Below are 26,243 nucleotides of genomic sequence, written 5' to 3'. Positions count from 1 at the left end.
TTGTCTGACTACTTGCCTGATCATAGTGGTGTTAAAGTAAGGGGCTGCTGAAGCGCTACCGCAACCTTGTTAATTTAATGCCGCTCCGGCTCATTACATGATCTTTTGCGGATTTGAGCCAGAAGCGGATAACCCCTCGTACACCTTCATCAGTATTAACTGCGGCTGAATACCAGTTTCAGCCCTGCCAGCGCAAAGCAGCAGGCTAATAGCGCATCGAGTCCGCGACGAATGCGACGGTAGAATGCGCCCATCATGGCGGTTGAGAACAGCAGAGCATAACCGCCGAACACAACCACGCAAATCACCGCACAGCCGCAGATGATTATCGGCAGCGTGGCGGCGACCACATCCGGCTTCAGTGCAAACGACATAATGGCCACCCAGGTAAGAATCGCTTTGGGGTTGCCGATATGCATCAGGATACCCTGACGAAACAGTCTGCCATACGCGACACGCTCATCGCTGGCTTTAAAATCGCTGGCCTCAGTGCGGCGTAAAGCAGATTTGCCGGCTTTAAACGCCAGCCATAACAGATATAACCCTCCGCCAATTTTTAACACGATCAGCAACTGTGCGAAGGTGGCCAGCACTGTCAGCACACCGCAGGCGGCCAGCAGCGCCCAGAGCATCGAACCACTCACGACACCCGCAGCCAGCGCCAGTGCGGCACCCCTGCCCTTTTTCATTGCCGTTCCCATTATCGCCATATTACTTGGCCCGGGACTGGCTGTAGCGACAAAGTAGGTGGTGAAGATCAGGATTAATTCGTGCGAAAGCGCCATGATGTCCTCTGCGATGGGTTGTTATTTATCTGTTATATCGGCTGACGTGCAAATTTGCTATCTCCTGGTTCGCTGCGACTTCGTTTCTCACTTTAAACGATCTGCGCAATCAAACGTTTTCCAGACATAGCTTTCTTCTGCGGGGATCGGCATCCTGCCGGAAGTATCATCAAAGGATTCGCTTTAAGGGACAACTCAGGGTCGTTTACGGTCATCCAGACGCAGCTGCAAAAATGTCAAATCCAGCCAGCGTCCAAACTTAGTTCCAACCTCCGTCATTCTGCCAGACTCAATAAATCCCAGTTTTTTATGCAGGGCAATGGATGCCGCATTTTCCGATTCAATCGCCGCCACCATAATGTGCTTCCCGGCTTCGCGAGCAAGCTGGATAAGCCCCTGCATCAGGGCGGCACCCACGCCTTTACCTCGTGCATCTTTATGAACATAAACCGAATGCTCAACCGTATGACGATATCCGTCCCAGGGACGCCAGTCACCATAAGAGGCATATCCCAGCACGGGATCATCATTGTCGTATGTCGCCACAATCACAGGAAAACCGGCCTGCTGGCGGCTGTTTATCCACGTGATGCGGTTAGCCACATCAATACGATTTTCATTCCAGATGGCTGTGGTGTTAAGCACCGCATCGTTATAAATCTCTGCGATGATTTCAGCATCGCTTTCTACAGCCGCACGGATAATCATGGTGGACACCCCTTTGCTCACTCACTAAAGTAGATGAATTGTTCACTATGATAGTTATCCATTATGTTAGATAAAAAGTCCAGCAAAGAAGACAGCCTGAACTTCCGCATCGGTCAGAAGGTAAAAGAGGAAAGGGAAAAACGCGGCTGGTCACTTACCGAGCTGGCTGATAACTCAGGCGTTTCACGGGCGATGATCCATAAGATTGAGCGTGGGGAGAGCAGCCCGACGGCGGTTCTGTTAGCGCGTCTCTCAGGCTCGTTTGATATGACCATCTCTCAGCTGCTTGCTCAGACTGAAGTGCAAACCGGGACGCTGGTCAGGCATGAAAATCAGCCGGTGTGGCAGGATCCGGAAACCGGCTATCTGCGTCGCCACGTTTCACCGGGCGAGATGCCGGTCGATCTGGTCAGTGTCGAACTGCCGGCAAATACCGCTGTGCCGATGCCGGCAATCTCCTATGTTTCAAGACGCCAGCTGATATGGGTAATTGAAGGGACGCTGACTTTTGAAGCAGGTTCCAGCACCTATGAGATGGCTGCTGGCGACTGTCTGGAACTGGGCGATCCAGCTGATTGCGTGTTCAGAAATAAAACGACTCAGGGCTGTCGATATGCCGTTATCGTACTCCGGCCTGCCTGAGCAGGCAGACGGCATAAATCCCTGAGTAAATCGGCCATTAGCAGAGGGATGATTGTTACTCAGTCCGGCTATTGATCGCCTTTCAGGAATCAAATCGTCAGCCGGACTGAATCTGCTTAGGGAAAAATTATCTCCCCAGAATCTCTCTGCGGACAATCTCAGCGCCAGCACTTAACGCATGCAGTTTGCCATTAGCAACCTGACGCGGCAGTGGAATCATGCCGCAGTTGGTTGAAGGATAGAGATTTTCAGCATCCACAAACTGCAGCGCTTTGCGCAGCGTATTCGCCACTTCTTCAGGTGTCTCGATGGTATGGGTTGCCACATCGATGGCACCGACCATCACCTTCTTACCGCGAATCAGCTCGATCAGATCCATCGGAACCCGCGAGTTCTGACACTCCAGTGAGACAATATCGATAGCTGAACGCTGTAATTTAGGGAAGACCTCTTCGTACTGACGCCACTCTGTACCCAGAGTTTTCTTCCAGTCTGTATTCGCTTTAATGCCGTAGCCGTAGCAGATATGAACCGCGGTTTCACACTTCAGACCTTCGATAGCGCGCTCCAACGCGGCGATGCCCCAGTCATTCACTTCGTCGAAAAAGACGTTAAACGCAGGTTCATCAAACTGAATAATATCCACGCCAGCGGCTTCTAATTCTTTGGCTTCCTGATTCAGAATCTTTGCGAATTCCCAGGCCAGCTTTTCGCGACTTTTATAGTGATTGTCATAAAGGGTATCGATCATCGTCATCGGACCCGGCAACGCCCACTTAATAGGACGATCGGTCAGCTTACGCAGGATTTTCGCATCTTCAACAAACACGGGCTTCTGACGTGAGACTTCACCCACCACGGTCGGGACGCTCGCATCATAGCGATTACGGATTCGAACCACTTCACGCTTTTCAAAATCCACACCGCTGAGGTGTTCAATAAACGTCGTCACGAAGTGCTGACGGGTCTGCTCGCCATCACTGACGATATCAATACCGGCCCGAACCTGATCGTCCAGACACAGACGCAACGCATCTCTTTTGCCGTCAACTAACTCTTCATCCTGCAGTTTCCAGGGTGACCAGAGCACCTCTGGCTGCGCAATCCAGGAGGGTTTAGGCAAGCTGCCAGCAGTAGATGTCGGTAATAAGGTTTTCATAGCAGGTGACCTTCTATATTTAATTAATCAAAGAACGAATTCAGCAGACCATTGCGCGAGAAGTGTCTGATTCGGCTTAATAAAATGCGTCTCAGTAAACTTACCCTGTTCGACGGCCAGGCGGCTGCGTTCTTCGCGATCGTAAACAATCCGGGTTAACGAATAATCCTGATGCTGCAGCGTGGGTTGATAGCACTGTCCCGCAGCAGAATTCGCGTTGTAAATTTCAGGGCGATAGATCTTCTGGAAAGTTTCCATGGTGCTGATGGTGCTGATCAGCTCGAGATTGGTGTAATCGCTGAGCAGGTCACCGTGGAAATAGAAAGCCAGCGGCGCAACACTGCCCTGCGGCATGAAGAAACGCACTTTCAGACCCATTTTTCCGAAATAGAAGTCAGTCAGGGAAGGTTCATCCTGCTGATATTCAATGCCCAATACCGGATGCTGATTACCGGTGCGCACGTAGGTGTTTTTGCTCGATACACTCAGGCAGATAACCGGCGATTTACTGAAGTTCTCTTTATAGACCGCTGAGTTCACGAAACTTTTGAAAATATTGCCATGCAGCTGACCAAAATCATCCGGCAGGCTGAATTCAGTCTGACCTTTGTTATGTTCTGACAGAACAACGCTGAAATCATAATCACGCACATAGGAAGAGAAGTTATTGCCGACAATCCCCTCGGTGCGCTGACCGGTTTTATGATCCACGATATGCGTTTTTAAAATCTCAATCGCCGGGAACGATTCGTCGCTGCTTCCGGGACGAAGATTCAGCTCAGCAGAAATAATCTCAAGTTCAACTGAGTAGCGGTCGCCCTTTGGATTGTCCCAGTGCGCCAGAGAGTTGAAACGATTGTCGATCATCACCAGGGCGTTGTGCAGGTTTTCCTGACGTTTTTCGCCGCGCGCTAAATTAGCGAAGTTAGTCGTCGCCCGCGTATTTTTCGAAGGATTATAGTTTTCGTCGAAACGAATGCGCTTGAGGGTAAAGGCTAAGTTGTTCATCGCTATCGGGTATCCTGGTCGCTGATATGCGTTGTTGCTTTTAAGGGTTATCCAGCGTGGCTATCCCTTTACAACTATTCATATGACTCAAAGTTATTAACAATTCTTACTTTATGCCTCAACACCCGGTTGAAAAAAAGTGATTAAATTTCAACGAACATGAAGGAAATTCATGTTGGGGCAGTAAAGCGGGAAAATTTTCATGAGGCTGCGAGCCTTTTAACACCTGATGTAAAATCCGGGTGTAAAAAGCCTCGCACTAAGGGGGGTATGCGTTGTACCTGATAAAACAAAGCGTAAGAGTCTCACGCAGAGACTATCTTAATCAATCGCGACATTATCCGTAGTGCGCCAGCGTACGTAAAACAGGCTGGCCAGTTTCAGGCGGAGATTTTCGCTGATGTTGCCGGTCGACGCGGAACGCTGCACGGTTGCGTAAAATCAGTATTCCCCACCATAAATACTGCCGGACCCGCTATCACTGGCAAGGTCAGACTGGGCAGCAGTCTGCCTGCTACAGCGCCAGGAAGGTGTCAGCAAAAATGTCAGGCTGGTAGCCAGAGGCGGTAAACAGGTGCTCACGCGAATTATCAATGGCAGTACGCAGTCGCGCTCTGTCTACGCCCAGTACCTTACCGTTCTGTTTGACGATGCGTCCGCCGATCATGACGGTGTCGATGTTGCTACGCTCTGCGGCATGAACCACCGTGCCAAAGGCATTGCCGGACGGGTAGAGGTTGAGGTCGCGGGTGTTAATCAGAATCAGATCAGCCTGTTTGCCTGGCGTCAGACTGCCCACTTTATCCTGCAGACCTGCACAGCCCGCGCCATCAAGAGTCGCGGCTTTAAGGAGTTGTGCCGCCGGAAGCGTTTTCAGCGCATGTTCAGAATTGCAGCACTGCTGCTGGTGCATGCCCATCACCCGCTGCAGGTAAAAAGCCACACGCATCTCCATAAACATGTCGGTGCTGTATGAGGTTTCGTTGTCAACGCTCAGGCCCGGGTTGATGCCATGGCGCTGCGCGGCCTCCATAGCGAACATCCCGCTTTCGATACCATAGTGCGAATCAGAGCGCGGGCAGACGTTTACCCGGACACCGGCTTCGCGCAGAATTTTCCACCCTTCGTCAGGCAGCGCTGTGCAGTGATTAAAAATATTGTCCGGACCCAGCAGCCCCTGCTGATGCAGTGATTTAAGTTCAGCCCCCATCTCCGCACCAAAGAACTCAGTGACAATCGACAGTCCCAGCCTGCGGGCCTCGGTCCACAACTCTGGCTCCAGCTGGGCCATGACCGCAAGAGTAACCAGGCTTTCAGGGCTTTTGGTGAAATACTTCTCCTGCAGGCGCTGCCAGTTACCCGGCCAGTGCGCTTTATCCCATTCGCCTGCTACCGGTGCGCCGGAGGCATGGATTGCGCGAATACCGGAATCAAGCAGGGCCTCGACGGCGGCATCGGAATGCGCTGCGGTACGGCTGTTGTGCGAATTATCAATCATCGTGGTGATGCCAGCGTCAATAGCACCCAGCGCCGTCAGCAGGTTACCGACGTAGATATCGGCAGGACGATAATATTTAGCGAACGAGAAGTGCGTGGCATCGCTGTAGTCGTCCAGACAGGTAGCATTTGGGTTAATTCGGCGCAGTTGTCCTTCCCATGCGTGACGATGAGAATCGACCATTCCCGGCATGGCAATCATATTGGTCGCATCCATGACATGCGCATCCGGCGCATCCAGTTTCGGGCCTACGGCGGTAATTGTTGAACCGTTGATAAGAATATCACCGCGTTCAATGTTACCGACGTGCTCATCAATGCTCAGTATCGTCGCGCCACGAATTAACGTTATCTGTGAAGTGACATTCTGTTTGTTAACAATATTTCTGATGTAGTCGGTCATTAAACCTGCCTCTTTCCTGATTAATGGGGAAACGATACGCCACGCCATTACCCCGAAAAAGATGCTTAAAATGTTTTCATCATTCATAATTCTCGAATAATAAAATGCACCTCCGGCGGGGAACCAGAGAATGGACCGAATCCAGGCTATGCAGATTTTTACGCGGGTCGCTGAAGCCGGAAGCTTTGTGCGCGCGGCAGAAACATTGTCACTGCCCGCTTCCACCGTCACCAGCACGATTAAAACACTGGAGAAATATCTGCAGGTGCGTCTGCTTAACCGGACGACAAGGCGCGTCAGCCTCACTCCTGAAGGCTTGCAGTATCTGGCGCAGTGCCGGGAGATCCTGTCGTTGATTGAACACACCGAATCCAGCCTGACCGAATCTGTCAGGCGCCCCCAGGGAAGGCTGCGGGTGGATATGCCTGGCGGGATCGCCCATTTTATCGTTATGCCGAAACTGAAAGATTTTCACCGGCGCTATCCGGATATTTACCTGATGATTGGGGTCAGTGACCGACAGGTTAATCTTGTTCACGATGGCGTAGATTGCGTCATCAGAACCGGGGAATTAACGGACTCCACACTGGTTGCCCGTCCGCTTGGCCGGTTTCGCTGGGTAACCTGCGCCTCTCCGGACTATCTCAGGGAGTATGGTGTCCCTGAGACGCCGGAAGCGTTGTCGCAGCATCGGGCGATTCATTACTTTTCCAGCACGGGAAGACGGACGAATGAACTGCGTTTCACGCGTGGCACTGAAAGCATCTCCGTCCCGGTAAATGGAGATGCAGCCGTTAACGAAACGGGCCTCTATATCAAAATGTGTCTTGATGGCTTCGGACTGGCACAGCTTGCTGAGAATGTGATCGCTGAGCATCTTCAGCAAGGCAGGCTGATCGAGGTTCTGGCCGACTGGCAGCCGTCCTCAGTGCCGGTGACAATGCTCTATCCGCATCAGCGTTTTCTCTCTCCCGCCGTGCGCGCGTTTGCAGAGTGGATGGACGAAATCATCTGATAATGGTGATTCTGAAGTTCATGGCTGCACACGCCTTAAGCGGCCGAGTCAATGTCCGGTTAACAATCCGCTACCCTGCCTGTAGCGGTATAAACCGTGAGCAAAAACAGAAACCGCTAAAATTAAGTTTGCCGGGCTACTCAGGTGCACGCATTTTTATCAGCTCTGTTTCTCTACAATCGGCATCGACTCCTGAATTTCGTTTAACAACATCACTGATATTTCCCTGACCGATAACGGCGAGTTTCTCCTCACAGTATTCGATAACGTCATTGTTCGCGGTGTTACGGTGAAAAGAGAGGGATGCTATGAAATACCAAATTACTGGCCTGAACGCCGGGCAATTTGCTCATCTTTTTGGACAGAGCGATGAATATCTGAGAAAACACCATGCAGTACGACAAACGGTAGAGTGCTATCCGGGTTATCCCGACAGAATCTCATTGTGCGATATCCCCGTTGGAGAAAGCGCCCTCCTGATTAATCACATCTATCAGCCTGCCGACACGCCCTATTTTGGTACTCATGCAATCTATATATGGGAAGGATGCACCCGGCAAGGCATTTACATCAATGAATTACCTGAAGTCCTGCTAAGCAGAACGCTGTCATTAAGGGCCTATGACGGAAAGCATTTTTTAAAAGAGGCGGATATAGCTGAGGGGAAACTTGCTGAAAAGCTCATCGGCCATTTTTTTGCCGATCCGCAGATTAGTTATATACAGATACATAATGCGAAACGGGGATGCTATTCCTGCTGTGCAGAACGTTTTGAATGACGGTTTGTATTGAGAAGCCCTATCCGCAACAGGAAATTATTCGTCTCCAGGGTCGCTTCCGTATCATGACCATCTTCTGAAGAAGGTGCTAAGAATTATGTCAGTAATCCTGCCCTATCCAATATGGCAAAAGGAGTGCCTGTTTCTGGAGGGTCAGACGTCATGAAGCGCGATGCCCTTTTTAATACTGGCAATAAAATTATCACGGATTATATCCTCGTGGTTCGCGTTCCAGGCAATGCCAACTTTCCAGCTTATTGACTCACCTGTTAACGGAATAATAACCAGCTCCGGCGGTGCAATATGCATAACACTGTATGGCACAAGGGCAACACCCGTGCCCGCGATGACCAGCGCGACAATAGTTTGTATATCATCACTCAATTGAGTGGATGATATGAAAAGCGCGTTGTCATGAAGAAAGCGATCAATTTGCGCATTTAAACCCCGTCCTCGCTCGGCATGAAGTCGCAACAGAGGGCGTTTCTTCAGCCAGTCATCAGCAGGCACTGAAGGTGAACTTGCAGGCGCAATCAAAACCAACCGATCGGTAAACAATGGCAGGTAATCCAGCGCTACAGGAGGCGGAACTCTGACAAAACCGACCTGGAGCTCATCATTTTGCAAAAGTTCGTACTGCTGGAAGGAAGGAAGATCTGTCAATGACATCTCTATCCCCGGACACTCCCGACGAAATTCTGCCATACAGCGTGGTGCAAGGTAAAAACTTGAGAGACCGAACCCCACGGCTATATGCCCTTCAATCCCTTTTGAAACCCGCTCTGCATGATGCATAAATAATCGGGTTTGCCTGACCACTTTTTCAGCCTCTGGCAGCAGACATCTGCCACCGCTCGTGAGTGTGGCTCCATGTCGCCCCCGCGTAAACAGTGACGTTTCCACCAGGGACTCAAGGAGATTAATCTGCTTGGTCAATGCAGGTTGCGAAATAAACAACGCCCGTGCCGCGTCGGCATAATTTCTTTTTTCAGCCAGTATCAAAAAGGCCTTAAGCAAGCGGATGTTCATTTTTACATTCCAAAAGGTTATCGAAACCGGAAATGTTTTGATTATACAGTTATCAGCAATGGTTATGTAATTCAGTTTCGATTACTACCGGAGAAGTACCATGAGCAACCATACATCCTTAAAAGCTGCCACCGTGCAATTTCAGCATCTGGCAAATGACAAAAATTATAATCTGCTGATAATGGAGAAATTTATTGAACAGGCAGCGATTGAGCAGGTGAAAATCCTCACATTCCCGGAAATGTGTATTACCGGCTACTGGCATGTACCCAAACTCACCTCGGCTGAGGTAACTGCTCTCGCCGAGCCGATCGAGGGGAGTCCTTCCCTTACGTTGATTCGCTCCCTGGCGATGAAACATCAAATGCTGATTGGCGCCGGGCTTATCGAAAGAGCCGATGATGGCCGCCTCTATAATGCGTATGTTGCCTGTATGCCGGACGGCTCAATGCACACTCATCGCAAACTCCACGCTTTTGAACATCCGTCAATCAGCAGCGGTGACCGCTTTACCGTTTTTGAAACGCCCTGGGGAGTAAAAGTAGGTATCCTCATTTGCTGGGACAATAATCTGGTAGAAAATGTGCGTGCAACGGCATTGCTGGGTGCAGATATTCTTCTCGCGCCACATCAGACAGGCGGTACCGATTCCCGCAGTCCTTATGCGATGAAACCCATTCCGCTGACGCTCTGGGCGGAACGGGAAACGCGAAGGGAAGAAATTACTGCTGCATTCAAAGGGGCAAATGGTCGGGAATGGCTGATGAGGTGGCTGCCAGCTCGTGCGCATGACAACGGCTTATTTATTCTCTTCAGTAACGGCGTAGGTGCAGATGATGATGAGGTGCGCACAGGTAATGCAATGATCCTGGATCCCTATGGAAGAATCATTAATGAAACCTGGGCAGCGGAAGATTTTATGGTCAGCGCTGACCTTGATTTGAGTCTGCTTGCAATGAGTACCGGACGTCGCTGGATCCATGGTCGCCGTCCTGATTTATACCATATTCTGACACAACCGCAGGGCTACGAACGTGATGCGATTAGCGCCCGATTTTCTGATGAGACGCCTTAAATAGGCTCGGCGACTGAAATCAACCAGTCGCAAGAAAGATTGTCAGTGCGCGGCATCGTGAAAACCCCGCCCTGACATTAAAGCTTAAACTACGCCGGCAAATCCCGGTACAACGGTTATCGTCACGGTAAAGCATGGACTTTATGGCTGGGGGAAGATTGATGGCATAATTTCATGTAAATAAGCGTCTCTTTTTAAGCTGACAGAGGCTGAAGAGAGGCTATGAATTAAAGTTTAAGCTGCTGGCTGCTCCGGTTTGAAAGGCACTATTGGTCGTTATCAACAATCAAGTCATCACAAATACTCGTGTTGTTAAAGCAGAAAAATGAGGAGAGTCAGCACGCTCGCTAACGCTATGCCACTATTAACTTGTGTAAGATCATGCCGGATAACAGTTTTGTGCGATGAATAACGCAGGTAGCGTGCCTGATCATTAAATCCGCTCTATGCGGAATTGATAATCAGTCACTGGGCATCCCGTCAGCAATAGACTACTCAGAGATTTTCTTAATAGGATAACTAACGAGTGGTTTGATCTCTTTAAGCACAAACATACTCTGCATTTCTTTAATTCCTGGCAATCTGCGTACCACTGACATTGCAAAATCAGCATAGGAGTCCAGATCTGAAGCCACAACCTGTAGCAGAAAGTCAGCATCCCCACCGATGCTATAACAGGCAACCACATCCTCCAGGGCAGTCACTTCCTCTTCAAATTTTCTGGCCTCCGCTTCGCTATGGCTGTCAATGACGACCCGAATGAAAACCATTACTCCCAGCCCAATTTTCTTGCGGTCAAGAACAGCACGATAGCCCTGAATCACTTTATCTTCCTCGAGCTTACGAACTTTGCGCCAGCAGGGAGATGCTGAAATGTTTATCTTCTCCGCCAGCACCTGGTTAGTTACCCGGGCATCGTCCTGTAAAATTTCGAGAATTTTCATATCTGTCGAGCTGAGCGTCATAAGGGGAAATTCCTTTCTTTATGGAGGTGGTTTAGGGTTGCTTTTACCTAAAAACAGGCATTAAGTAAATAATATAGGTAACAATTTTCCGCTTTCCTGCTGCATAATACATTTACTTTTCCAGCCTGTTATTACAAACAATATAAGGGAAAACTGAACCCTGATTTAATGCATATAGTCCAATTTAATTTAAAGAATGCAGGAATCTGATCATCTCTTGAAGAGAGGATCGGATAAAGCACTGCGCGCACATGAAAATTAAACTTGTCATCTGCGTAGTTAAATTAATGCAGCAATATCCGCTTTGGAATAATCGAACCTGCACTTTCAACGTTAAACCAACTGATAAAAAGGATGCATATCTTTAACCCTTAATTAAGCTTTTTATATGACAACCATCGTTCATAACCAGGCATTTTTGAACAACTAACGCTGTTCCCTTTTACCGAAGTGCATTTCAACAGGAATAACTATGTCAGGAACTACTGAAATACTATCTTATATTGCTGCGCTCGGTTTGGCTGCTGCAATTCCGGGTCCGGGGATGACTGCATTAGTCGCTCGCAGCGTGAGTGGGGGCGCAATAACAGGCTTTACGATGCTGGCCGGTCTCATTCTCGGAGATTTGATTTATTTATCTGTGGCGGTATTTGGTCTGGCGGTGATCGCTCATACCTATACCTCTCTCTTTACGCTGATTAACTGGGCTGCCTCACTCTTTCTATGCCTGCTGGCATGGCAGTTCTGGTGCCACCAGCCTCAGGCAATAAATATCGATCAAAAAGCGACAAAACGAGAACTGGCATCAGCCTGGTTTTCAGGACTGACCATAACGCTGGGAAACCCTAAAACCATCGCTTTCTATCTGGCTATACTGCCTCTGGTTATCTCTCTCGATAATGTATCTTTTCAGATGTGGGGAGGACTGCTTGTTCCGCTTACCGTGTTAGTCCTTTTGAGTGTGGGAGCCGTTTTTATTTTTGCAGCCCTCAGGGTACGCCACCTCCTGACCAGCGCTAAAGCGCAACGACTCCTTTTCCGTTCAGCCGGTACCATCATGATGCTGGCCGCGGCTGGAATGGTGGTAAAGACTCTTTAGCGTTCATTACCACCTCCTCTGCCTCAGGAAAATGGGGCCGGTCTCGTGGTCTTGATAGAAAATGATCAAGCTCTGGCCTGGTTATCAGGCAATAAGCAATAAATAGTAAAAGGGATTCCAGCCAGAAAAGCCAGAGCGTCAAAAGCAGCTATCTTCTGATAGCTGCTTTTTTGCCTTTCAGATATCCCATTTTTTACTGCTTATGTTCCTGCTTCAACGTTTCCTGACTATCCACCCAGGGCGCATTAGCGGCTAACCCTGTACTTCACATCTATAATTCAGTGACTCAGGCCCATGCGCCCGATCCGGCTAGCCGATTAATCAGTTTGGGGGTGGCTGGACGTCGTAGTGTCAGCGATACATCGATATTCACTCTCCTGATGATGCCGGCCGGGTTTAAGACGCTCATCATTTACAGAAATAAGGATGCCTCATGATCTTTTCTCTCAAAAATCAGGTTGCGCTGGTTACCGGTGCCAGCTCGGGTCTCGGCTATGCCTGCGCAGAAGCACTCGCTAAAGAAGGGGCCTGTGTAGTGATTAACTACCATAGCCAGACGGAACCGGCCGAGGAGCTGGCTGAGAAAATCCGCGCCGATGGAGGCCGTGCAATTGCTGTCAAAGGTGACGTGTCGAAAGAGGCGGATGTAGAGAATCTTTTTGACCAGACGATCAGGGAATTTGGCAGGCTGGATATCCTGGTGGCGAACTCAGGACTGCAGAAAGATGCCCCGTCCATTGAGATGACGCTAGAGGACTGGAATACCGTTCTGGACGTGAACCTGACTGGCCAGTTCCTCTGCGCGCGCGCTGCGCTGCGGCAGTTCAAGCGGCAGGAGCATCGCCAGGACATCAGCAAAGCTGTCGGTAAGATTATTCATATGAGTTCGGTTCACCAGCTCATTCCCTGGGCCGGACACGTCAACTATGCCGCATCAAAAGGCGGCGTTGACTTGCTGATGAAAACGCTGGCTCAGGAAGTGGGTGAAGAACGTATTCGTGTCAATGCAGTGGCACCCGGCGCTATCGCTACCGCCATCAACGAGGAAAGCACCCAGGGTGAAGCGGGCAAAGCGCTGTTAAAGCTCATCCCTTACGGGCGTATCGGTGCGGCTGAAGATGTGGCGAATGCCGTCGTCTGGCTTGCCAGTGATCTCTCTGATTACGTTCATGGCACCACGCTTTTTATCGATGGTGGAATGAGCCTTTATCCCGGATTCCGCGACAACGGCTGAGTGATGCGTCACTGTCCCAGGTGGATGGCCGACTGATCGATAGCCCGTTGATGGGAATGGTATCCGGAACGGGAAGTCCGGATTACGCTTTCCCGCCGTTCATAATAAAACGCCAGCGGGCTGGTGCGTTCAGTCCATGCCGCAACGGCTTCAGTAAGGTTGAACGGGAAGAGCATCGATTCAATCTTTACAGGCATCCGGGCTGATCAGACGCGTACGGCAGACCTCCAGAATTTCATCAGCAAGCCCGGAATTATCCGGGCAGGCACGCGAAAGCATCAGGGCACCCACAAGCTGCGCGAGCGTATTGATCAGATCCGCACGCGTGACCTGTTCCGTTTCTAAAACGGCAAGCTGTCGTTCAATTCCGGCCGCAAAGGTCTCGCGGATGGATTCAGACTGGCGCGCTGCATCGGTGCCCAGGGCCGACATGACACACCCCTTTGCCATATCATCGCGATGCTGGCGGGAAAGGTAATATTCAACGAACTTTTCCCGACTCACACCCTGAGTTTTTTCCGCCGATTGCGCGAAGCCGCAGTTCATCGCTTCGGCTAACAAATCGGCTTTCGACCCAAAGTGCTTATAGAACCCGCCATGCGTTAACCCTGCGGCTGACATCAGTTCAGCGACGCCTACCCCATCGTAACCCCGCTCACGAAAAAGTTCTGACGCCGTTTCAACGATTCGGTTCCTGTTTTCGCGAACCTGCTCTTTTGACACTTTCATCTTTTCCTCCTGAAACTGAGTTTAAGTATACATTGATGATGATCATAATCAAACCAGTTGACTTTAATGATTACGATCATCATCATTAAATCAGTTTACTGACCCGCTAATCCGCAAAGGAATAACCATGACGAATCAATCCTTATTTCAGCCCTATGAACTGGGATCTGTCACGCTTGCGAATCGCATCGTGATGGCTCCGCTGACACGTAACCGGGCAGGCGCAGGCCTGGTGCCAGGTGAACTGGCAGCGACTTACTACGCTCAGCGTGCCACAGCAGGGTTACTGATTACCGAGGCCACCCAGATTTCAGCAGAGGCGCAGGGCTATCAGGATACGCCGGGGATCTACACGCAGGCCCAGATTGAGGGCTGGCGTAAAGTCACAGACGCGGTACATGACAAAGGCGGACGGATATTTGTGCAGTTGTGGCACACAGGTCGAATTTCACATGTCGATTTACAGCCAGAAGGTGCCGCACCAGGCGCGCCGTCAGCTATCCGTGCTGAAACCAAAACCTTCGTGAACAACCATTTTGTTGATGTTTCAGAACCCAGAGCGCTTGAGCTGAAGGAAATAAAAGGCATTGTTGCCGATTTCAGAAAGGCATCAGCCAATGCCATTACCGCAGGCTTTGATGGCGTAGAGATACACGGTGCGAATGGCTATCTGCTTGAGCAGTTCCTGAAAGATGGTGCCAATCAGCGCACAGATGAATATGGCGGTTCAGTTGAGAATCGTGCGCGTCTGCTACTAGAGGTCGTGGAGGCCGTGAAAGATGAGATCGGCGCAGCGCGGACGGGCGTTCGCATCTCACCGGTCTCACCTGCTAATGCGATTTCATGCAGCGATCCGCAGCCACAATATGACTACCTGGCAGAGCAACTTGATGCTTCAGGTATCGTTTATCTGCATGTTGTTGAAGGCGCGACGGGAGGTCCCCGTGATGTCTCACCGTTCGATTACGCTTCGCTGCGTCGCCGCTTTAAAAACACCTACATCGGTAACAATGGCTATGACCTGGCGCTGGCGTCTGACCATCTTGCACAGGACAAAGCCGATTTGTTCGCATTCGGTCGCCCCTTCATTTCTAACCCCGATTTTGTCGAAAGACTTAAGTCGGGAGCACCTCTGGCCCGGCTTAATCCTGAAACACTGTATGGCGGAGGTGCGGAGGGCTACACCGACTATCCATCGCTTAGCGGTAACAGTTAATCACTCTTCAGGTATCACGGTTAACCCTACATCGCTAACAGCGATTTTTATCAAACAAATGAAGAAGATAAAATTATGACTCGTACTTCAGTCCTCATTACAGGCGCATCAACGGGTATTGGTGCTGTTTACGCTGAGCGCTTTGCACGTCGTGGACATGACCTTGTTCTGGTTGCTCGCGACAAATTGAAATTAGAGGCGCTTGCTGAACGGCTGCGACAGGAAAATCATATTTCCGTCGATGTGCTGCCTGCCGACCTCACGCTGGCGAGTGATTTAGCTGCTGTTGAAGCACGCCTCCGGGAAGACACGCGGATAGGCACTCTTATCAATAACGCAGGTATCGCTCAGTCCGGCACGTTTACCGAGCAGACGCCTGATTCCATCGAACGCCTTATCGCGCTTAACGTCACTGCCCTGACGAGACTGGCCACTGCTGCAGCACGCCGGTTCGCAGAAGCCGGAGAAGGTTCGATCGTCAATATCAGTTCCGTAGTCGGACTCGCCCCGGAATTTGCAATGACGGTTTACGGCGCAACAAAAGCCTTTGTTCTTTTCCTCTCTCAGGGAATGAACGTTGAGCTCTCTTCAAAAGGCATTTATATCCAGGCGGTGCTCCCTGCAGGTACGTACACCGAAATCTGGGATCGTGCCGGTATCGACATCAGTAACTCCTCAAAAATGATGGAAGTGGGCGAACTGGTTGACGCCGCTCTGGCGGGTTTTGACCGCCGCGAACACGTGACGATTCCGCCATTACATAAAGCTGATCGCTGGGATGTTCTTGATGCCTCCCGTCAGGGTCTGATCTCGGACATCAGACAGGAAGAGGCCGCAGAGCGATACAAAACCCTTTAGCCAAGCCCTGCTCAGCAGAACCTTTTACAGGGTTCTGCTGAGCGGTAAATCGACCATGAATGTCTTAATGGCGGCATGAGCATATTAACCGGCAAAACCTTATTCCATTATTTATTACATTTCTCCCCGGAGCCGCTTTTTTGCTCAGCAACAGAGGCACCTGAAAGTAGGTCAGTGCTAAACATCAGAGGATAAACACCAAATGAAAACCAGGACGATGCGAGCCTTTACGTTTAAACGCTACGGGAAGTCACCTGAGCTGGGATTTGAAAATGTAGATTACCCTTCCCCCGGTGCCGATGAAATCCTGGTAAAAGTCTATGCCGTTGGTCTGAATCCCATTGATAACATGATCCCCGGCGGAATTTTCAAACCGATTCTGCATTTTAAACTTCCGGCGACGCTGGGCAGTGATTTGTCAGGCGTGGTGATTGCAACAGGAAGTCGGGTGACACATTTCAAGCCGGGCGATGAAGTCTTCGCCAGCATTTTCGACAGGGGAACAGGTTCACTCGCCGATTTTGCATGCGTTCCTGAAAGTCTCGCGGCTTTTAAGCCTGAAAATCTGGATTTCATTGAGGCTGCTTCACTGCCGATGGTTAGCCTCACCGCCTGGCAGGCGTTTACAGAGAGAGCACATCTGCGGCCAGGCCAAAAAGTGTTTATTCCGGCAGGTTCGGGAGGGATTGGCACTATTGCGATTCAGCTGGCAAAGCATCTTGGCGCCAGGGTAGCGACGACGACCAGTTCAGCCAACGTAGAGTGGGTGAGTCGGCTGGGCGCAGATGAAGTGGTCGACTATAAAAAGCAGGAATTTGAAACCGTGCTGAGTGGCTACGATCTCGTACTCGGCACGCTGCGGGGGGATTCCATTGAAAAATCCATGCAGATTCTTAAACCTGGTGGAAAGATTGTTTCTCTGGTCGGTCCATTAGACGTTAATTTCGCGCGAGCCCGGCAGCTGAATATCATCCTGCGGATGATTTTTGCCCTGATGAGCCGCAAAATTATGCGCCTTTCAAAAAAGCGCGGTCTGGATTATTCATTTCTCTTTGTTCGTCCTGATGGCGATCAACTCACCCAAATCGGCAAACTTATAGAAGCAAAACACATCAAACCGGTAATCGACAGGGTGTTCCCATTTGCAGACACAAAAGATGCCCTGGCTTACCTTGAACAGGGACATGCAAAGGGTAAAGTCGTGGTTAAAATCATCAGGAATAACAACCAAATCTGACGTGGGAAATAGTCATTAACTCAGGTGGTAGCACCTGAAGCCAGGATGCGTGACCTGCTAACTAAGCATCTGCTTCCCAGACCCCGCTCTCGTTATGCACTCTGTGGTAATGTTAACGTCACACGGTTTTTGCTCTGAGGATTGCGACATGTCTCCCTTTTATCAACTCACTGCCACCAGTCTGAATGGCCAGCTTATTCCGATGGCCGACTACGCTGACAAGGTGGTTCTGGTGGTTAATACCGCCAGCCATTGTGGATTCACGCCACAATACGCAGGTCTTGAATCGCTCTATAAAAAGTACGCCGCGCAGGGGCTGGTGGTGCTGGGTTTTCCCTGCAACCAGTTCGGAAAGCAGGAACCCGGCGGTGCCGAAGAAATCGCGCAGACATGCCACATCAACTATGGTGTGAGTTTTCCGATGTTCGGGAAAGTTGAGGTCAATGGCACCTCAACGCACCCGATTTTCCGTTACCTGAAAGATGAATTACCCGGCGTGCTGGGTGGTCGTATTAAGTGGAACTTCACTAAGTTCCTGATCGGGCGCGACGGAAAACCGATCAAACGCTTTGCCCCGACCACCACCCCGGAGAAAATGGAATCCGCCATTCTTGCTGCTCTTTAAGTGAGGTGTTTTACCATCTCACTGTCAATGACGGGATTACCAGTAAACTGTTTCTTTCCGCTCCACCTGGCAGCGCATTTAACTCATCGACGTCTGTTCAGGGCCAGAAGCAGACGTTACTCACTGTGAGAAGCAGAACGCATAGCAGCGCTATGCCCGGTTTTGTCAGTCAGTCCGGATATAACCGCCAGAATCAGCGCTATAACCGAGAGTATCGCGCCTGCCCAGTCAGGCGACTGAAGACAAAGCCCGCCGCTATAACTGCCCCTCCTAGCCATGCACCCAGGGCATTACCGAGATTGAAGAGACCTATGTTAACGGCTGCAGCCAGCGTCGGAGCCCCTGCCGCTCGCGCTTTGTCCATCACCAGTTTCTGGATGGGGGACACGGTCGCAAACCCAAACGCAGCCATCAGAAAAATACAGACCGCTGACATGACCTGGTTGTGGGCAGTAAAGTTAAATACCAGCAGGACTAGGGCCTGAGCAGCCAGGGTGACGTAAAGCATCGGCATAAGCGCGCGATCGGCATATCTGCCGCCCAACTGATTACCGACAAATAGCCCCAGACCGAACAGCAGCATCAGCCATGCCAGGCTGCTTTCGCTGTATCCGGCCAGCCCGATCATCATGGGTGCGATATAGGTAATGGAGGTAAAAAATGCACCCGGCCCAAAGACCGTTATGCCCATCGCCAGCAGAACATTGACGTTGCGGAAGGCATTAAACTCGTGTGCGAAATTATGGTTCACCGGACGGGGCTGATGCGGGATAAGCATACCGACGCTGATAACCGTAACAACTCCAATTGCGGCAATAACCATAAAAGCATCCCGCCAGGAAAGATGCTGCCCGATCCAGGTACCGACGGGAACACCAATAAGATTTGCTACGGTCAGTCCCATGAACATGAATGCAATCGCCCTTACCCGCTTAGATGGCGCAACCATATCGGCAGCAATGATCGAACCAATACCGAAGAAGGCGCCGTGAGTCAGAGACGTGATGATCCTGCCCAGAATGGCAATGCCCAGCGTGGGCGCAAAGGCCGTAACGAGGTTACCCGCCACAAACAGCAGCATCAGAAAAACCAGCATGGCTTTTCGGGGCACTTTTGAGCCCAGAATAATCAGGGCCGGCGCGCCGACAAAAACACCCAGCGCATAAGCCGTTGCCAGATTTCCGGCTACGGGAATAGTAACGTTGAAATCAGCGGCAATAACGGGAAGCAGGCCGGCAATGATGAATTCAGTCGTACCGATACCGAATGCACCAATCGCCAGCGCCCAGAGAGCAAGTGGCATAACAAATATCCTGTCAGTTAACCTATTTTTTTGTCTGAGCTGCGCATAACACGTGCCGGCTTTCGTTTAGAGAACCGGCACATGACACGGCGATGGCAGCAGGACAGACAGGATATAAGCTTGCTTAGAGTTGATAAACAGCCCTGAAATCGCCTGAGTGGTGATAAAAATTCTACTTAAGAGTGCCAAAGTATCCTTTTTCGGCCTTACTCAGCAGTTCATCGACAATAAGCCTGACCCTGGGGATCAGATGCCTTGTCCGGGGCCAGACAACGTTCAGCCCGACGGGTACGGGCATATGATCGGGCATAACAGCAACAAGCCTGCCCTCATCAATATGGCTGTTCACCATCGATTCCGGAAACTGGGCAATACCTGCTCCTGCCAGGCAGGCCTGAAGCATGGCGTCTCCGTCGCTTATCTGGTGTGCCGAGGCCGAGATAAACTTTATTTCCCGCTCCCCGGCTGGCCGCAGCCGCCAGGCAAGCGGTGCCCCCCGCCGGTACCCCATAATGCAGCAGTGTTTTTTTAGCGCATCGACATCAAAGGGCTGACCATGCCGCTCAACATAAGCGGGAGATGCGCAGAGCATGAGGCGCTGCCGGCTCAGACGACGCGCAATCAGCTCATCGGTACTCTGCAGTTCGCCCAGGCGCAGTACCAGGTCAACGCCCTCCTCAACCGGATCAATCAGACGATCGTTAAAGGTCAACACCAGACGCAGGGCTGGATAAAGATTCATCACTTCTAGCAGCACCGGCATCATCAGATTGCGTCCGAATGATGCTGGCATGTCTATACGCACCGTTCCGGCAGGATTGTCCTGCCGCCGGCTGAGCGTATTTTCAGCCGAGTCCAGAATTTCCAGCGCAGAGAGGCAACTGGTGAGATAGGCCTCTCCGTCACTGGTCAGGCTTAGCTTACGGGTTGAGCGGTGAAACAGACGCGTTCCCAGCCTCTCCTCAAGCCGCGCCACGCTTTTTCCGACGGCAGATTTTGTAATGCCCAATTGCTCCGCAGCTTCAGTAAAGCTGCTGGACCTGGCCGTTGTGACAAAAGTAGTGATCCCTCGCAAGGATTCGGCTGTAAACCCGGTAGACATAAAGTTGACTCTCTGGCGACTCATAGCGTGTTTATCGATGTGTAATTCTATACCAGGCTTAAGTCAGTTTGAAAACAAAGTGCCGGCACCTGTCGGCGTATCCATATTAAAAACACAGGGAGCAGTCATGTCACAGACAAGACCTTTGAAATTTGTCTCACTGCTGGGCAGTCTTCGCGCGGATTCTTTTAACGCCGTCGTAGCCCGCAATCTTAGCCTGCTGGCGCCGGCAGGCGTGGATGTCAGCGCGCTCAGTTCTGTCGGGGAAATACCGCATTACGACGCTGACCTGCAGGCTCAGGGGTTTCCTGAATCGGTTGTGGAAATGGGACAAGCGATAGCGGCAGCAGACGGCCTGATTATTGTCACACCTGAATATAACTATTCTGTGCCGGGTGCCCTGAAAAATGCGCTGGACTGGCTTTCACGTCTTCCGGATACCCCTGTCGCCGGTAAGCCTGTCGCCATAATCACTGCGTCACCCGGTGCCATAGGTGGCGCAAGGGCGCAGTATCACCTGCGTCAGATTCTGGTCTTTCTTGACGGCAGAGTGCTTAACAAGCCAGAGGTCATGATTGGACAGGCCTCATCCCGGCTTGATCCAAAATCCGGCCGCATAACGGATGCGGACACCCGTGACCATATTTCGGCTCAGCTTAGTGCGCTCGCGACAATGGCGGCCCGCCAGGGCTGATTAATAACATCACTCACATCTGAACAACCACAGGGAGAAAACTATGTCTACCAACGTTATTCGCGGTATGGACCATGTCGGCATTACCGTTTCTGATATTGATGAGGCTACCCGCTTCTTTTCTGACGCCTTTGGTGCAGAAGTTATTTATGACTCCGTCTCGCCTTCAGACGATGACGTAAAAGGCGAAGAAACGGAAAATATTCTGAACCTGTTCCCGGGAACGAAAATTACCACGGTCAGAATGATGAAGCTGAAGCACGGCCCGGGACTGGAACTTTTTGAAATGAAGGGGCCAGAGCAGAGTCAGCCCGTGCGACCCAGTGATTATGGCCTGCAGCATTTTGCTGTTTACGTTGATGACATCAACGGGGCTATCAGCCTGTTCGAGCAGGCTGGCGGGAAAATGTTTACTTCTCCTCAGCCCCTGATGTTTCCAACTGAGGTGGGAGAGAAGAACTTTTTCTGCTACGGCCGCACGCCGTGGGGTAGCGTCATTGAACTAATTTCTTTACCTTCAAAGCTGCCGTATGAAGACCATACCTCTCTGCGCCGCTGGAAGCCCTGAGTGTAACCGGGTGCGCCAGCGCAGGCGTACCCGTAAATACTAAACGTCCGCTCCTCGCTCATAGCTGACTTGCCCACGAATAATCTCCGACTCATACCCTCGTACAAGACAGTTGCTTGCAGCTGGAGTAGCGGGTTTCCAGGCGGCCCCTATAACGCCGCCCCGGCACGTATCACATACATGTCCGGGAGGGCCCACTTCTGGTTTCACTATGAATGTTGACACCTGCAACATCCGCTCACAAGAGTGTGAAAATCATCCCTGAAACCGATTAAGGTTCACAAGTTGTCGCAGCATCTCGATATGAATCGGTTTATCATTAAGCGCCGGTATGTAAGTAAACGATGTACCACCCGCATGCATAAAAATCTCCCTGTTCTGCTCATCAAGCTCCTCAAGCGTTTCTAAACAGTCTGATGCAAACCCCGGGCTGATTACCTGCAGGGTTTTTATTCCTTCATTCGGTAGATTTTTAATTGTCTCATCAGTAAAAGGCGTTAACCATGGCTCTCTGCCGAATCTTGACTGGAACGTCATCAATATTTTCAGTGACGGCATATTGATTGCTTCAATGAGTAATTTTGTCGTTAACTCACATCTTTCCTGGTATCGGTCCCCTTCTTTGACAAACCTTACCGGTATACCATGATATGAAATTAACAATGCATCTGGAACGCCGTTAGCTTCGAAAGATGCCTGAACGGATGCTCTTAACGCTTCAATGTAGGCAGGGTGATCGGCATAGTCATTGATGAAATTTATGGAGGGTGTATACCGGTTCTTCATTATCTGCAGGTGACGGCTCACGCTATCCCAAACAGAAGAAACGGTCGAAGATGAAAACTGGGGATACAAAGGAATGACGATAATTTTATCGACGCCTTTTTCCAGTAGCCTGTCAATTGCACTACCTATACTGGGCTCGCCATAACTCATCCCCAGCTCGACGGGCATACCTGTCACTTCTTCAAGCGCACGGGCTTGCCTGACGCTGTAAACCATGAGAGGGGAGCCTTCCTCCATCCAAATCGAAGAATATAATTTCGCCACTCGCCTTGCACGTAATGGGATAATCACGCCATGTAGAATGGGGCACCAAATGATTCTTGGTAAGTCGACCACTCTGTAGTCATGCAGAAATTTAGATAAAAATTTCTTTACTGCAACAGGCGTTGGTTCTTTTGGTGTTCCAAGGTTAACAATCAAAACACCCTGTTTATTCGTCATCAGGTGGGATCCTCAAGGCCATTGTCACTAACTCACTCATGCCAGTCACTCCGTAGCAGCTTGTCTTAAAGGCCTCAATTTGACCTCATTTTGTAGAAATAATTGAAATGCAGATTGACTGTTTCACGGCTTATGATGCTATGAGTCTGATTGCAGCAATCGTTTTTACTCAATGATCATGATTTTAGGACAAATCATCAGTGAAAACATTACTTTCTCTATCGTCAGATTTAACCGGTGCGGGGCTACGCGACGTCATTATTGAAGTCGGCGTGTGGAGGAGTTAGCTGGAGGAGGTGAGAAAACCGCATCTGGATGCCCGCGCAGATGCATGCCTTAGGCTTGATCTTTTTATGCGTATAAGTGATGAAGGCGACTTACCTGCTCCCTGTCAATTCTTACAGAACGCTTTTAGCAATGTCCGTTACTCGCTCAAAGCGGCCTGACACGCATCAACAGCTTACCACTGCTTTTACCAGGCTGGACGACGTTGCCTGAACTCGTTTCGGATATCGTCGTCAGCAGGCGAGCCGCGCAGCGGTGCGAGAGCAGAATTTAATAGTTACAATATACTAATGCGATTTAATAACAGGCGCAGGATTAGGCCGGCGAACCGGCCTGAGGCATTATCAGATGGCGCAATAAACGCGCGCTTCACGTGGCGTGTAGATACCAAACGTCACCACGCTCAGTAAGCCATTAACAAACGTCTGCTGCACTTCAACCCGGTTAACTTTTTCCTGGCCGCCGCACACCTGCGCCGCATCAATGCTCTTACGCTGACCGATACCTGAAACAAAGAACGGCTGGCTGGTGGTTTTCGTCGCCGCGCCAACTTGATTCTGTTTCATTACGAAAGTCTGCTGCGCACAGCCGGTTAAACTCAGAGCCAACAACGCCGCAACACAAAGCTTGTTCATAAATATCCTTATCGCCTGAAATGAAAAAAAATGCTGAGTGAAATCATCACTCAGCCAGCAATCAGGTTATCGACAACGAAAGCGGAAACATGAGAAAAATTTTTAAGTACGCCTAACGGATACGTTTTGCTGAATCGTACAGCAATAAAAAAAGCCCCTGCACAGCAGGAGCTTTTTATGTTTACCGCAGCGTTTCCGCTTAGCGAGTCAAATCGTAGAAGAACTTTTTGACGCCATCGAGAAAGCTTTTTGAATGCGGACTGTTCTTCTCGCCCGCCGCACCACCAAAGCACTATTCCGGCTCACGCAGCAGCGACTTATGCTTCTCGCTCATAGTGGACCCTGGGCTGCCGTCAGTCCGCTTCGTGCCAGAAGCGGACATCAGTTCCAATTAATATAGTCAGCGTAATGCCTTTGAGAAACAGACAGCTTCTGCCCTGCCTATATATGGGCCGTAATTCTCGATAGGGACATAACCATTTTTCATGTAGAAATTTACAGCACGATAGTTGATGTGTCGGGTTTCCAGCCTAATTTCGATATATCCCATCTCTTTTGCAGATTTTTCAAGAAAAGTGAGTAAAGCAACGCCAATCCCTGACGCACTTCGGTCTGAAAACATCCTTTTAATCTCGGCTATACTTTTAGTTAATGGCCGTATAGCACCACATCCCAAAGCTTTGCCTTGAGAATTCTTTGCTAATGCCCATAAAGCATTGTCATCACTCATTGCTTCGACGGTGAAATTGCTTTTGCCGTTATCACCAGTAATAGCGGCAAGTTCTGCTGATAGAACTTCGACTAAGCGATGGGACTCTGACGAAAATGGATCTGATTTTTCTACTGTTATCATGGTTATATCCTGCAGGATAAATGTGACCAACTTAAAGCATCCTGTTAAGGAAAGCATCAGCCTAAAACGGGTGATGGGACAACACTTATTCAAACCATCCTTGGGATGTCATGTCCGCTCCTCGATCATAGCTGGCCTGACACCAGCCTCCGTTTCGTGCCAAAAACGGACACGGGATTTGAAGGCCCATGATGTAAAACCACGCTAACGAAGTAATTATTTGAAATTTATTTATTTGGAATTTTAACTATTAATTGAATAACTCCTCTCCCAATCGCGTGAAAACCGGAGCTGTTTTAGGATCGGAGGCATTTCGGATACATTCCAGCTTATGGGAACTTAATCCACGTGATACGTGGGATAATCTATATAACCTGTATCTCGCCCGGTATAGAACGTATCTTTATCAGGAATAGCTATCGGCCACCCATTTTTCATGCGATTAACGAGATCAGGATTGGCTATGAAAGGACGCCCAAATGCGATTAAGTCGGCATATCCTTCTCTGAGTGCCAGTTCTGCATGCTCCTGTGTATAGCTGCCCGCGACAATAAGAGTTCCCTCGTAGGCCTCACGAAACTTTGTCAGGAAGCCAGCTGGAATGGCCTGAGCTCCGAGTGATTCCTGATCGCTCAAATGCACATATGCGAGATGTCGACGACGCAGTTCGATAGCCAAAGATAACCAGGTATCCTGCTCATCATCAAAAGCATGCATATCCTGCAGACGGCCATAGGGCGCAATACGGATACCTGTCAGATGACTCCCGATGGCTGCAGAGACGGCATCCACAGTTTCCAGCGTAAACCGCAGACGATTGGCAATATTACCGCCATAACGATCTGTTCTGTCGTTAAGTCCACCATTGATAAATTGCTCGAAGATGTAGCCGTTAGCCGCGTGGATCTCCACACCGTCAAAACCCGCCTCGATAGCATTTTTAGCCGCCCGAACGAAATCCTGCGTTATTCGCGGGACTTCATCCGTTGCTAATGCGCGGGGCTGGCTGTGAAATACGCGTACAGACTGACAGTTATCACCGGGAATGTGAGTGGTGCAGCCTTCTGCAACGCGTGATACGGAGCTGACCGGTGCCTGCCCATCAGGCTGGTGAGCAATGTGAGAGGAACGTCCTACGTGCCATAGCTGGATGAATATTTTCCCACCCTGCGCATGTACTGCCTCAGTAACTTTTTTCCAGCCCACTATCTGTTCGTCAGTGTAAATTCCCGGCGTGTAAGCCTGTCCACGGCCTTCCATTGAAACAGGTGAACCTTCGGAAACAATTAAACCTGCTGTTGCGCGCTGGCGATAGTAGGTGACCATACTGTCAGTGGGAACAAGGTTATAGGCCCGCGATCGTGTCATTGGTGCCATAACGACACGATTGCTAAGCTTTATTCCATTCATTGTAAAGATATTCAGCAACTCGCTCATTCTGTCTCCTGAAGCCATTTCATGGTAAAAATCTGTTAGCAACGATCTTATCCTTATTTGAAGGCCATGATTACCT

26 protein-coding genes and 1 pseudogene are annotated in these 26,243 nt (G+C 50.1%); 12 read left to right on the top strand and 15 right to left on the bottom strand.

Annotated features, from left to right (window positions below; all coding sequences use genetic code 11):
- Positions 1-155: 155 nt before the first annotated feature.
- The gene (locus ACMGGP_RS21740; RefSeq protein ID WP_010247507.1) at positions 156-785 is read right to left on the bottom strand and encodes a LysE family translocator; all 630 of its coding nucleotides are present in this window, start codon (positions 783-785) and stop codon (positions 156-158) included.
- A gap of 195 nt (positions 786-980) precedes the next feature.
- Complete coding sequence (locus ACMGGP_RS21735; RefSeq protein WP_498798890.1) at positions 981-1,493, bottom strand: GNAT family N-acetyltransferase; 513 nt, start codon at positions 1,491-1,493, stop codon at positions 981-983.
- A gap of 63 nt (positions 1,494-1,556) precedes the next feature.
- Here ACMGGP_RS21735 and ACMGGP_RS21730 point away from each other — a divergent pair, with 63 nt between their 5' ends.
- Positions 1,557-2,135, top strand: a complete 579-nt coding sequence (locus ACMGGP_RS21730) for a helix-turn-helix domain-containing protein (RefSeq protein ID WP_010247513.1) — start codon at positions 1,557-1,559, stop codon at positions 2,133-2,135.
- A gap of 127 nt (positions 2,136-2,262) precedes the next feature.
- Here ACMGGP_RS21730 and ACMGGP_RS21725 read toward each other — a convergent pair whose 3' ends face one another.
- The 3 genes from ACMGGP_RS21725 to ACMGGP_RS21715 form a co-directional block, all read right to left on the bottom strand.
- Positions 2,263-3,294 (bottom strand): methionine synthase, encoded by a 1,032-nt coding sequence (locus ACMGGP_RS21725; RefSeq protein ID WP_062759120.1) that lies wholly within the window; start codon positions 3,292-3,294, stop codon positions 2,263-2,265.
- 27 nt (positions 3,295-3,321) lie between these two features.
- Positions 3,322-4,302 (bottom strand): DUF1852 domain-containing protein, encoded by a 981-nt coding sequence (locus ACMGGP_RS21720; protein WP_064690709.1) that lies wholly within the window; start codon positions 4,300-4,302, stop codon positions 3,322-3,324.
- A 514-nt stretch (positions 4,303-4,816) separates the two neighbouring features.
- Positions 4,817-6,202, bottom strand: coding sequence for an amidohydrolase family protein (locus ACMGGP_RS21715; RefSeq protein ID WP_409390950.1), 1,386 nt, complete (start codon positions 6,200-6,202; stop codon positions 4,817-4,819).
- 130 nt (positions 6,203-6,332) lie between these two features.
- Between ACMGGP_RS21715 and ACMGGP_RS21710 the strand changes: the two genes are divergently transcribed.
- Together ACMGGP_RS21710 and ACMGGP_RS21705 are read left to right on the top strand one after the other, a co-directional pair.
- Complete coding sequence (locus ACMGGP_RS21710) at positions 6,333-7,217, top strand: LysR family transcriptional regulator (protein WP_409390948.1); 885 nt, start codon at positions 6,333-6,335, stop codon at positions 7,215-7,217.
- A 308-nt stretch (positions 7,218-7,525) separates the two neighbouring features.
- Entirely contained in the window at positions 7,526-7,996 is a 471-nt protein-coding gene (locus ACMGGP_RS21705; RefSeq protein ID WP_311973653.1) for a DUF1203 domain-containing protein, read from the top strand.
- A gap of 153 nt (positions 7,997-8,149) precedes the next feature.
- On the opposite strand, the gene ACMGGP_RS21700 is transcribed toward ACMGGP_RS21705, so the two are convergent.
- Complete coding sequence (locus ACMGGP_RS21700) at positions 8,150-9,025, bottom strand: LysR family transcriptional regulator (protein WP_498798889.1); 876 nt, start codon at positions 9,023-9,025, stop codon at positions 8,150-8,152.
- 100 nt (positions 9,026-9,125) lie between these two features.
- On the opposite strand from ACMGGP_RS21700, the gene ACMGGP_RS21695 reads away from it, so the two are divergent.
- Entirely contained in the window at positions 9,126-10,100 is a 975-nt protein-coding gene (locus ACMGGP_RS21695) for a nitrilase family protein (RefSeq protein ID WP_498798888.1), read from the top strand.
- Between the two features lie 491 nt (positions 10,101-10,591).
- Here the strand turns inward: ACMGGP_RS21695 and ACMGGP_RS21690 are convergent, their stop codons facing one another.
- On the bottom strand, positions 10,592-11,065 hold the full coding sequence (locus ACMGGP_RS21690) for an Lrp/AsnC family transcriptional regulator (protein ID WP_010259098.1): 474 nt from the start codon (positions 11,063-11,065) through the stop codon (positions 10,592-10,594).
- Between the two features lie 472 nt (positions 11,066-11,537).
- On the opposite strand from ACMGGP_RS21690, the gene ACMGGP_RS21685 reads away from it, so the two are divergent.
- The gene (locus tag ACMGGP_RS21685) at positions 11,538-12,164 is read left to right on the top strand and encodes a LysE family translocator (protein ID WP_498798887.1); all 627 of its coding nucleotides are present in this window, start codon (positions 11,538-11,540) and stop codon (positions 12,162-12,164) included.
- Positions 12,165-12,597: 433 nt separating this feature from the next.
- Complete coding sequence (locus tag ACMGGP_RS21680) at positions 12,598-13,398, top strand: SDR family oxidoreductase (protein WP_498798886.1); 801 nt, start codon at positions 12,598-12,600, stop codon at positions 13,396-13,398.
- 180 nt (positions 13,399-13,578) lie between these two features.
- On the opposite strand, the gene ACMGGP_RS21675 is transcribed toward ACMGGP_RS21680, so the two are convergent.
- Positions 13,579-14,121 carry a TetR/AcrR family transcriptional regulator gene (locus ACMGGP_RS21675; protein WP_498798885.1) on the bottom strand — a complete coding sequence of 181 codons (543 nt, stop codon included), beginning with the start codon at positions 14,119-14,121 and terminating at the stop codon, positions 13,579-13,581.
- Positions 14,122-14,254: 133 nt separating this feature from the next.
- Between ACMGGP_RS21675 and ACMGGP_RS21670 the strand changes: the two genes are divergently transcribed.
- From ACMGGP_RS21670 to ACMGGP_RS21655, 4 genes are all read left to right on the top strand, one after another.
- Positions 14,255-15,343, top strand: coding sequence for an alkene reductase (locus ACMGGP_RS21670; protein ID WP_498798884.1), 1,089 nt, complete (start codon positions 14,255-14,257; stop codon positions 15,341-15,343).
- Positions 15,344-15,418: 75 nt separating this feature from the next.
- A complete protein-coding gene (locus tag ACMGGP_RS21665; protein WP_498798883.1) occupies positions 15,419-16,201 on the top strand; it encodes an SDR family NAD(P)-dependent oxidoreductase in 783 nt (260 codons plus the stop codon).
- Positions 16,202-16,403: 202 nt separating this feature from the next.
- Positions 16,404-17,438, top strand: a complete 1,035-nt coding sequence (locus ACMGGP_RS21660; protein ID WP_498798882.1) for an NADP-dependent oxidoreductase — start codon at positions 16,404-16,406, stop codon at positions 17,436-17,438.
- A gap of 148 nt (positions 17,439-17,586) precedes the next feature.
- Positions 17,587-18,063: a glutathione peroxidase gene (locus tag ACMGGP_RS21655; protein ID WP_033773751.1), complete on the top strand. Its 477-nt coding sequence runs from the start codon at positions 17,587-17,589 to the stop codon at positions 18,061-18,063.
- 199 nt (positions 18,064-18,262) lie between these two features.
- On the opposite strand, the gene ACMGGP_RS21650 is transcribed toward ACMGGP_RS21655, so the two are convergent.
- Both ACMGGP_RS21650 and ACMGGP_RS21645 read right to left on the bottom strand, forming a co-directional pair.
- Positions 18,263-19,366: an MFS transporter gene (locus tag ACMGGP_RS21650; protein ID WP_498798881.1), complete on the bottom strand. Its 1,104-nt coding sequence runs from the start codon at positions 19,364-19,366 to the stop codon at positions 18,263-18,265.
- Between the two features lie 172 nt (positions 19,367-19,538).
- Positions 19,539-20,468, bottom strand: coding sequence for a LysR family transcriptional regulator (locus ACMGGP_RS21645; RefSeq protein WP_033760048.1), 930 nt, complete (start codon positions 20,466-20,468; stop codon positions 19,539-19,541).
- Between the two features lie 127 nt (positions 20,469-20,595).
- Between ACMGGP_RS21645 and ACMGGP_RS21640 the strand changes: the two genes are divergently transcribed.
- On the top strand, positions 20,596-21,162 hold the full coding sequence (locus tag ACMGGP_RS21640; protein WP_031292513.1) for an NADPH-dependent FMN reductase: 567 nt from the start codon (positions 20,596-20,598) through the stop codon (positions 21,160-21,162).
- A gap of 43 nt (positions 21,163-21,205) precedes the next feature.
- Positions 21,206-21,730 (top strand): VOC family protein, encoded by a 525-nt coding sequence (locus tag ACMGGP_RS21635; protein WP_340279442.1) that lies wholly within the window; start codon positions 21,206-21,208, stop codon positions 21,728-21,730.
- A gap of 255 nt (positions 21,731-21,985) precedes the next feature.
- Here ACMGGP_RS21635 and hemH read toward each other — a convergent pair whose 3' ends face one another.
- From hemH to ACMGGP_RS21610, 5 genes and pseudogenes are all read right to left on the bottom strand, one after another.
- Positions 21,986-22,957 carry a ferrochelatase gene (gene hemH / locus ACMGGP_RS21630; protein ID WP_498798880.1) on the bottom strand — a complete coding sequence of 324 codons (972 nt, stop codon included), beginning with the start codon at positions 22,955-22,957 and terminating at the stop codon, positions 21,986-21,988.
- Between the two features lie 629 nt (positions 22,958-23,586).
- Complete coding sequence (locus ACMGGP_RS21625; RefSeq protein WP_010259114.1) at positions 23,587-23,877, bottom strand: Bor family protein; 291 nt, start codon at positions 23,875-23,877, stop codon at positions 23,587-23,589.
- Between the two features lie 199 nt (positions 23,878-24,076).
- A pseudogene (locus tag ACMGGP_RS21620) lies at positions 24,077-24,157 on the bottom strand (hypothetical protein); the annotation flags it as partial.
- A 120-nt stretch (positions 24,158-24,277) separates the two neighbouring features.
- Complete coding sequence (locus tag ACMGGP_RS21615; RefSeq protein WP_498798879.1) at positions 24,278-24,730, bottom strand: GNAT family N-acetyltransferase; 453 nt, start codon at positions 24,728-24,730, stop codon at positions 24,278-24,280.
- Between the two features lie 339 nt (positions 24,731-25,069).
- A complete protein-coding gene (locus tag ACMGGP_RS21610; RefSeq protein WP_010670674.1) occupies positions 25,070-26,167 on the bottom strand; it encodes an alkene reductase in 1,098 nt (365 codons plus the stop codon).
- Positions 26,168-26,243: the final 76 nt, after the last annotated feature.

Source organism: Curtobacterium sp. BNK-1 (genome assembly GCF_048685235.1).
Lineage (GTDB): Bacteria > Pseudomonadota > Gammaproteobacteria > Enterobacterales > Enterobacteriaceae > Pantoea > Pantoea agglomerans.
This window is presented reverse-complemented; position numbering and strand designations above follow the sequence as displayed.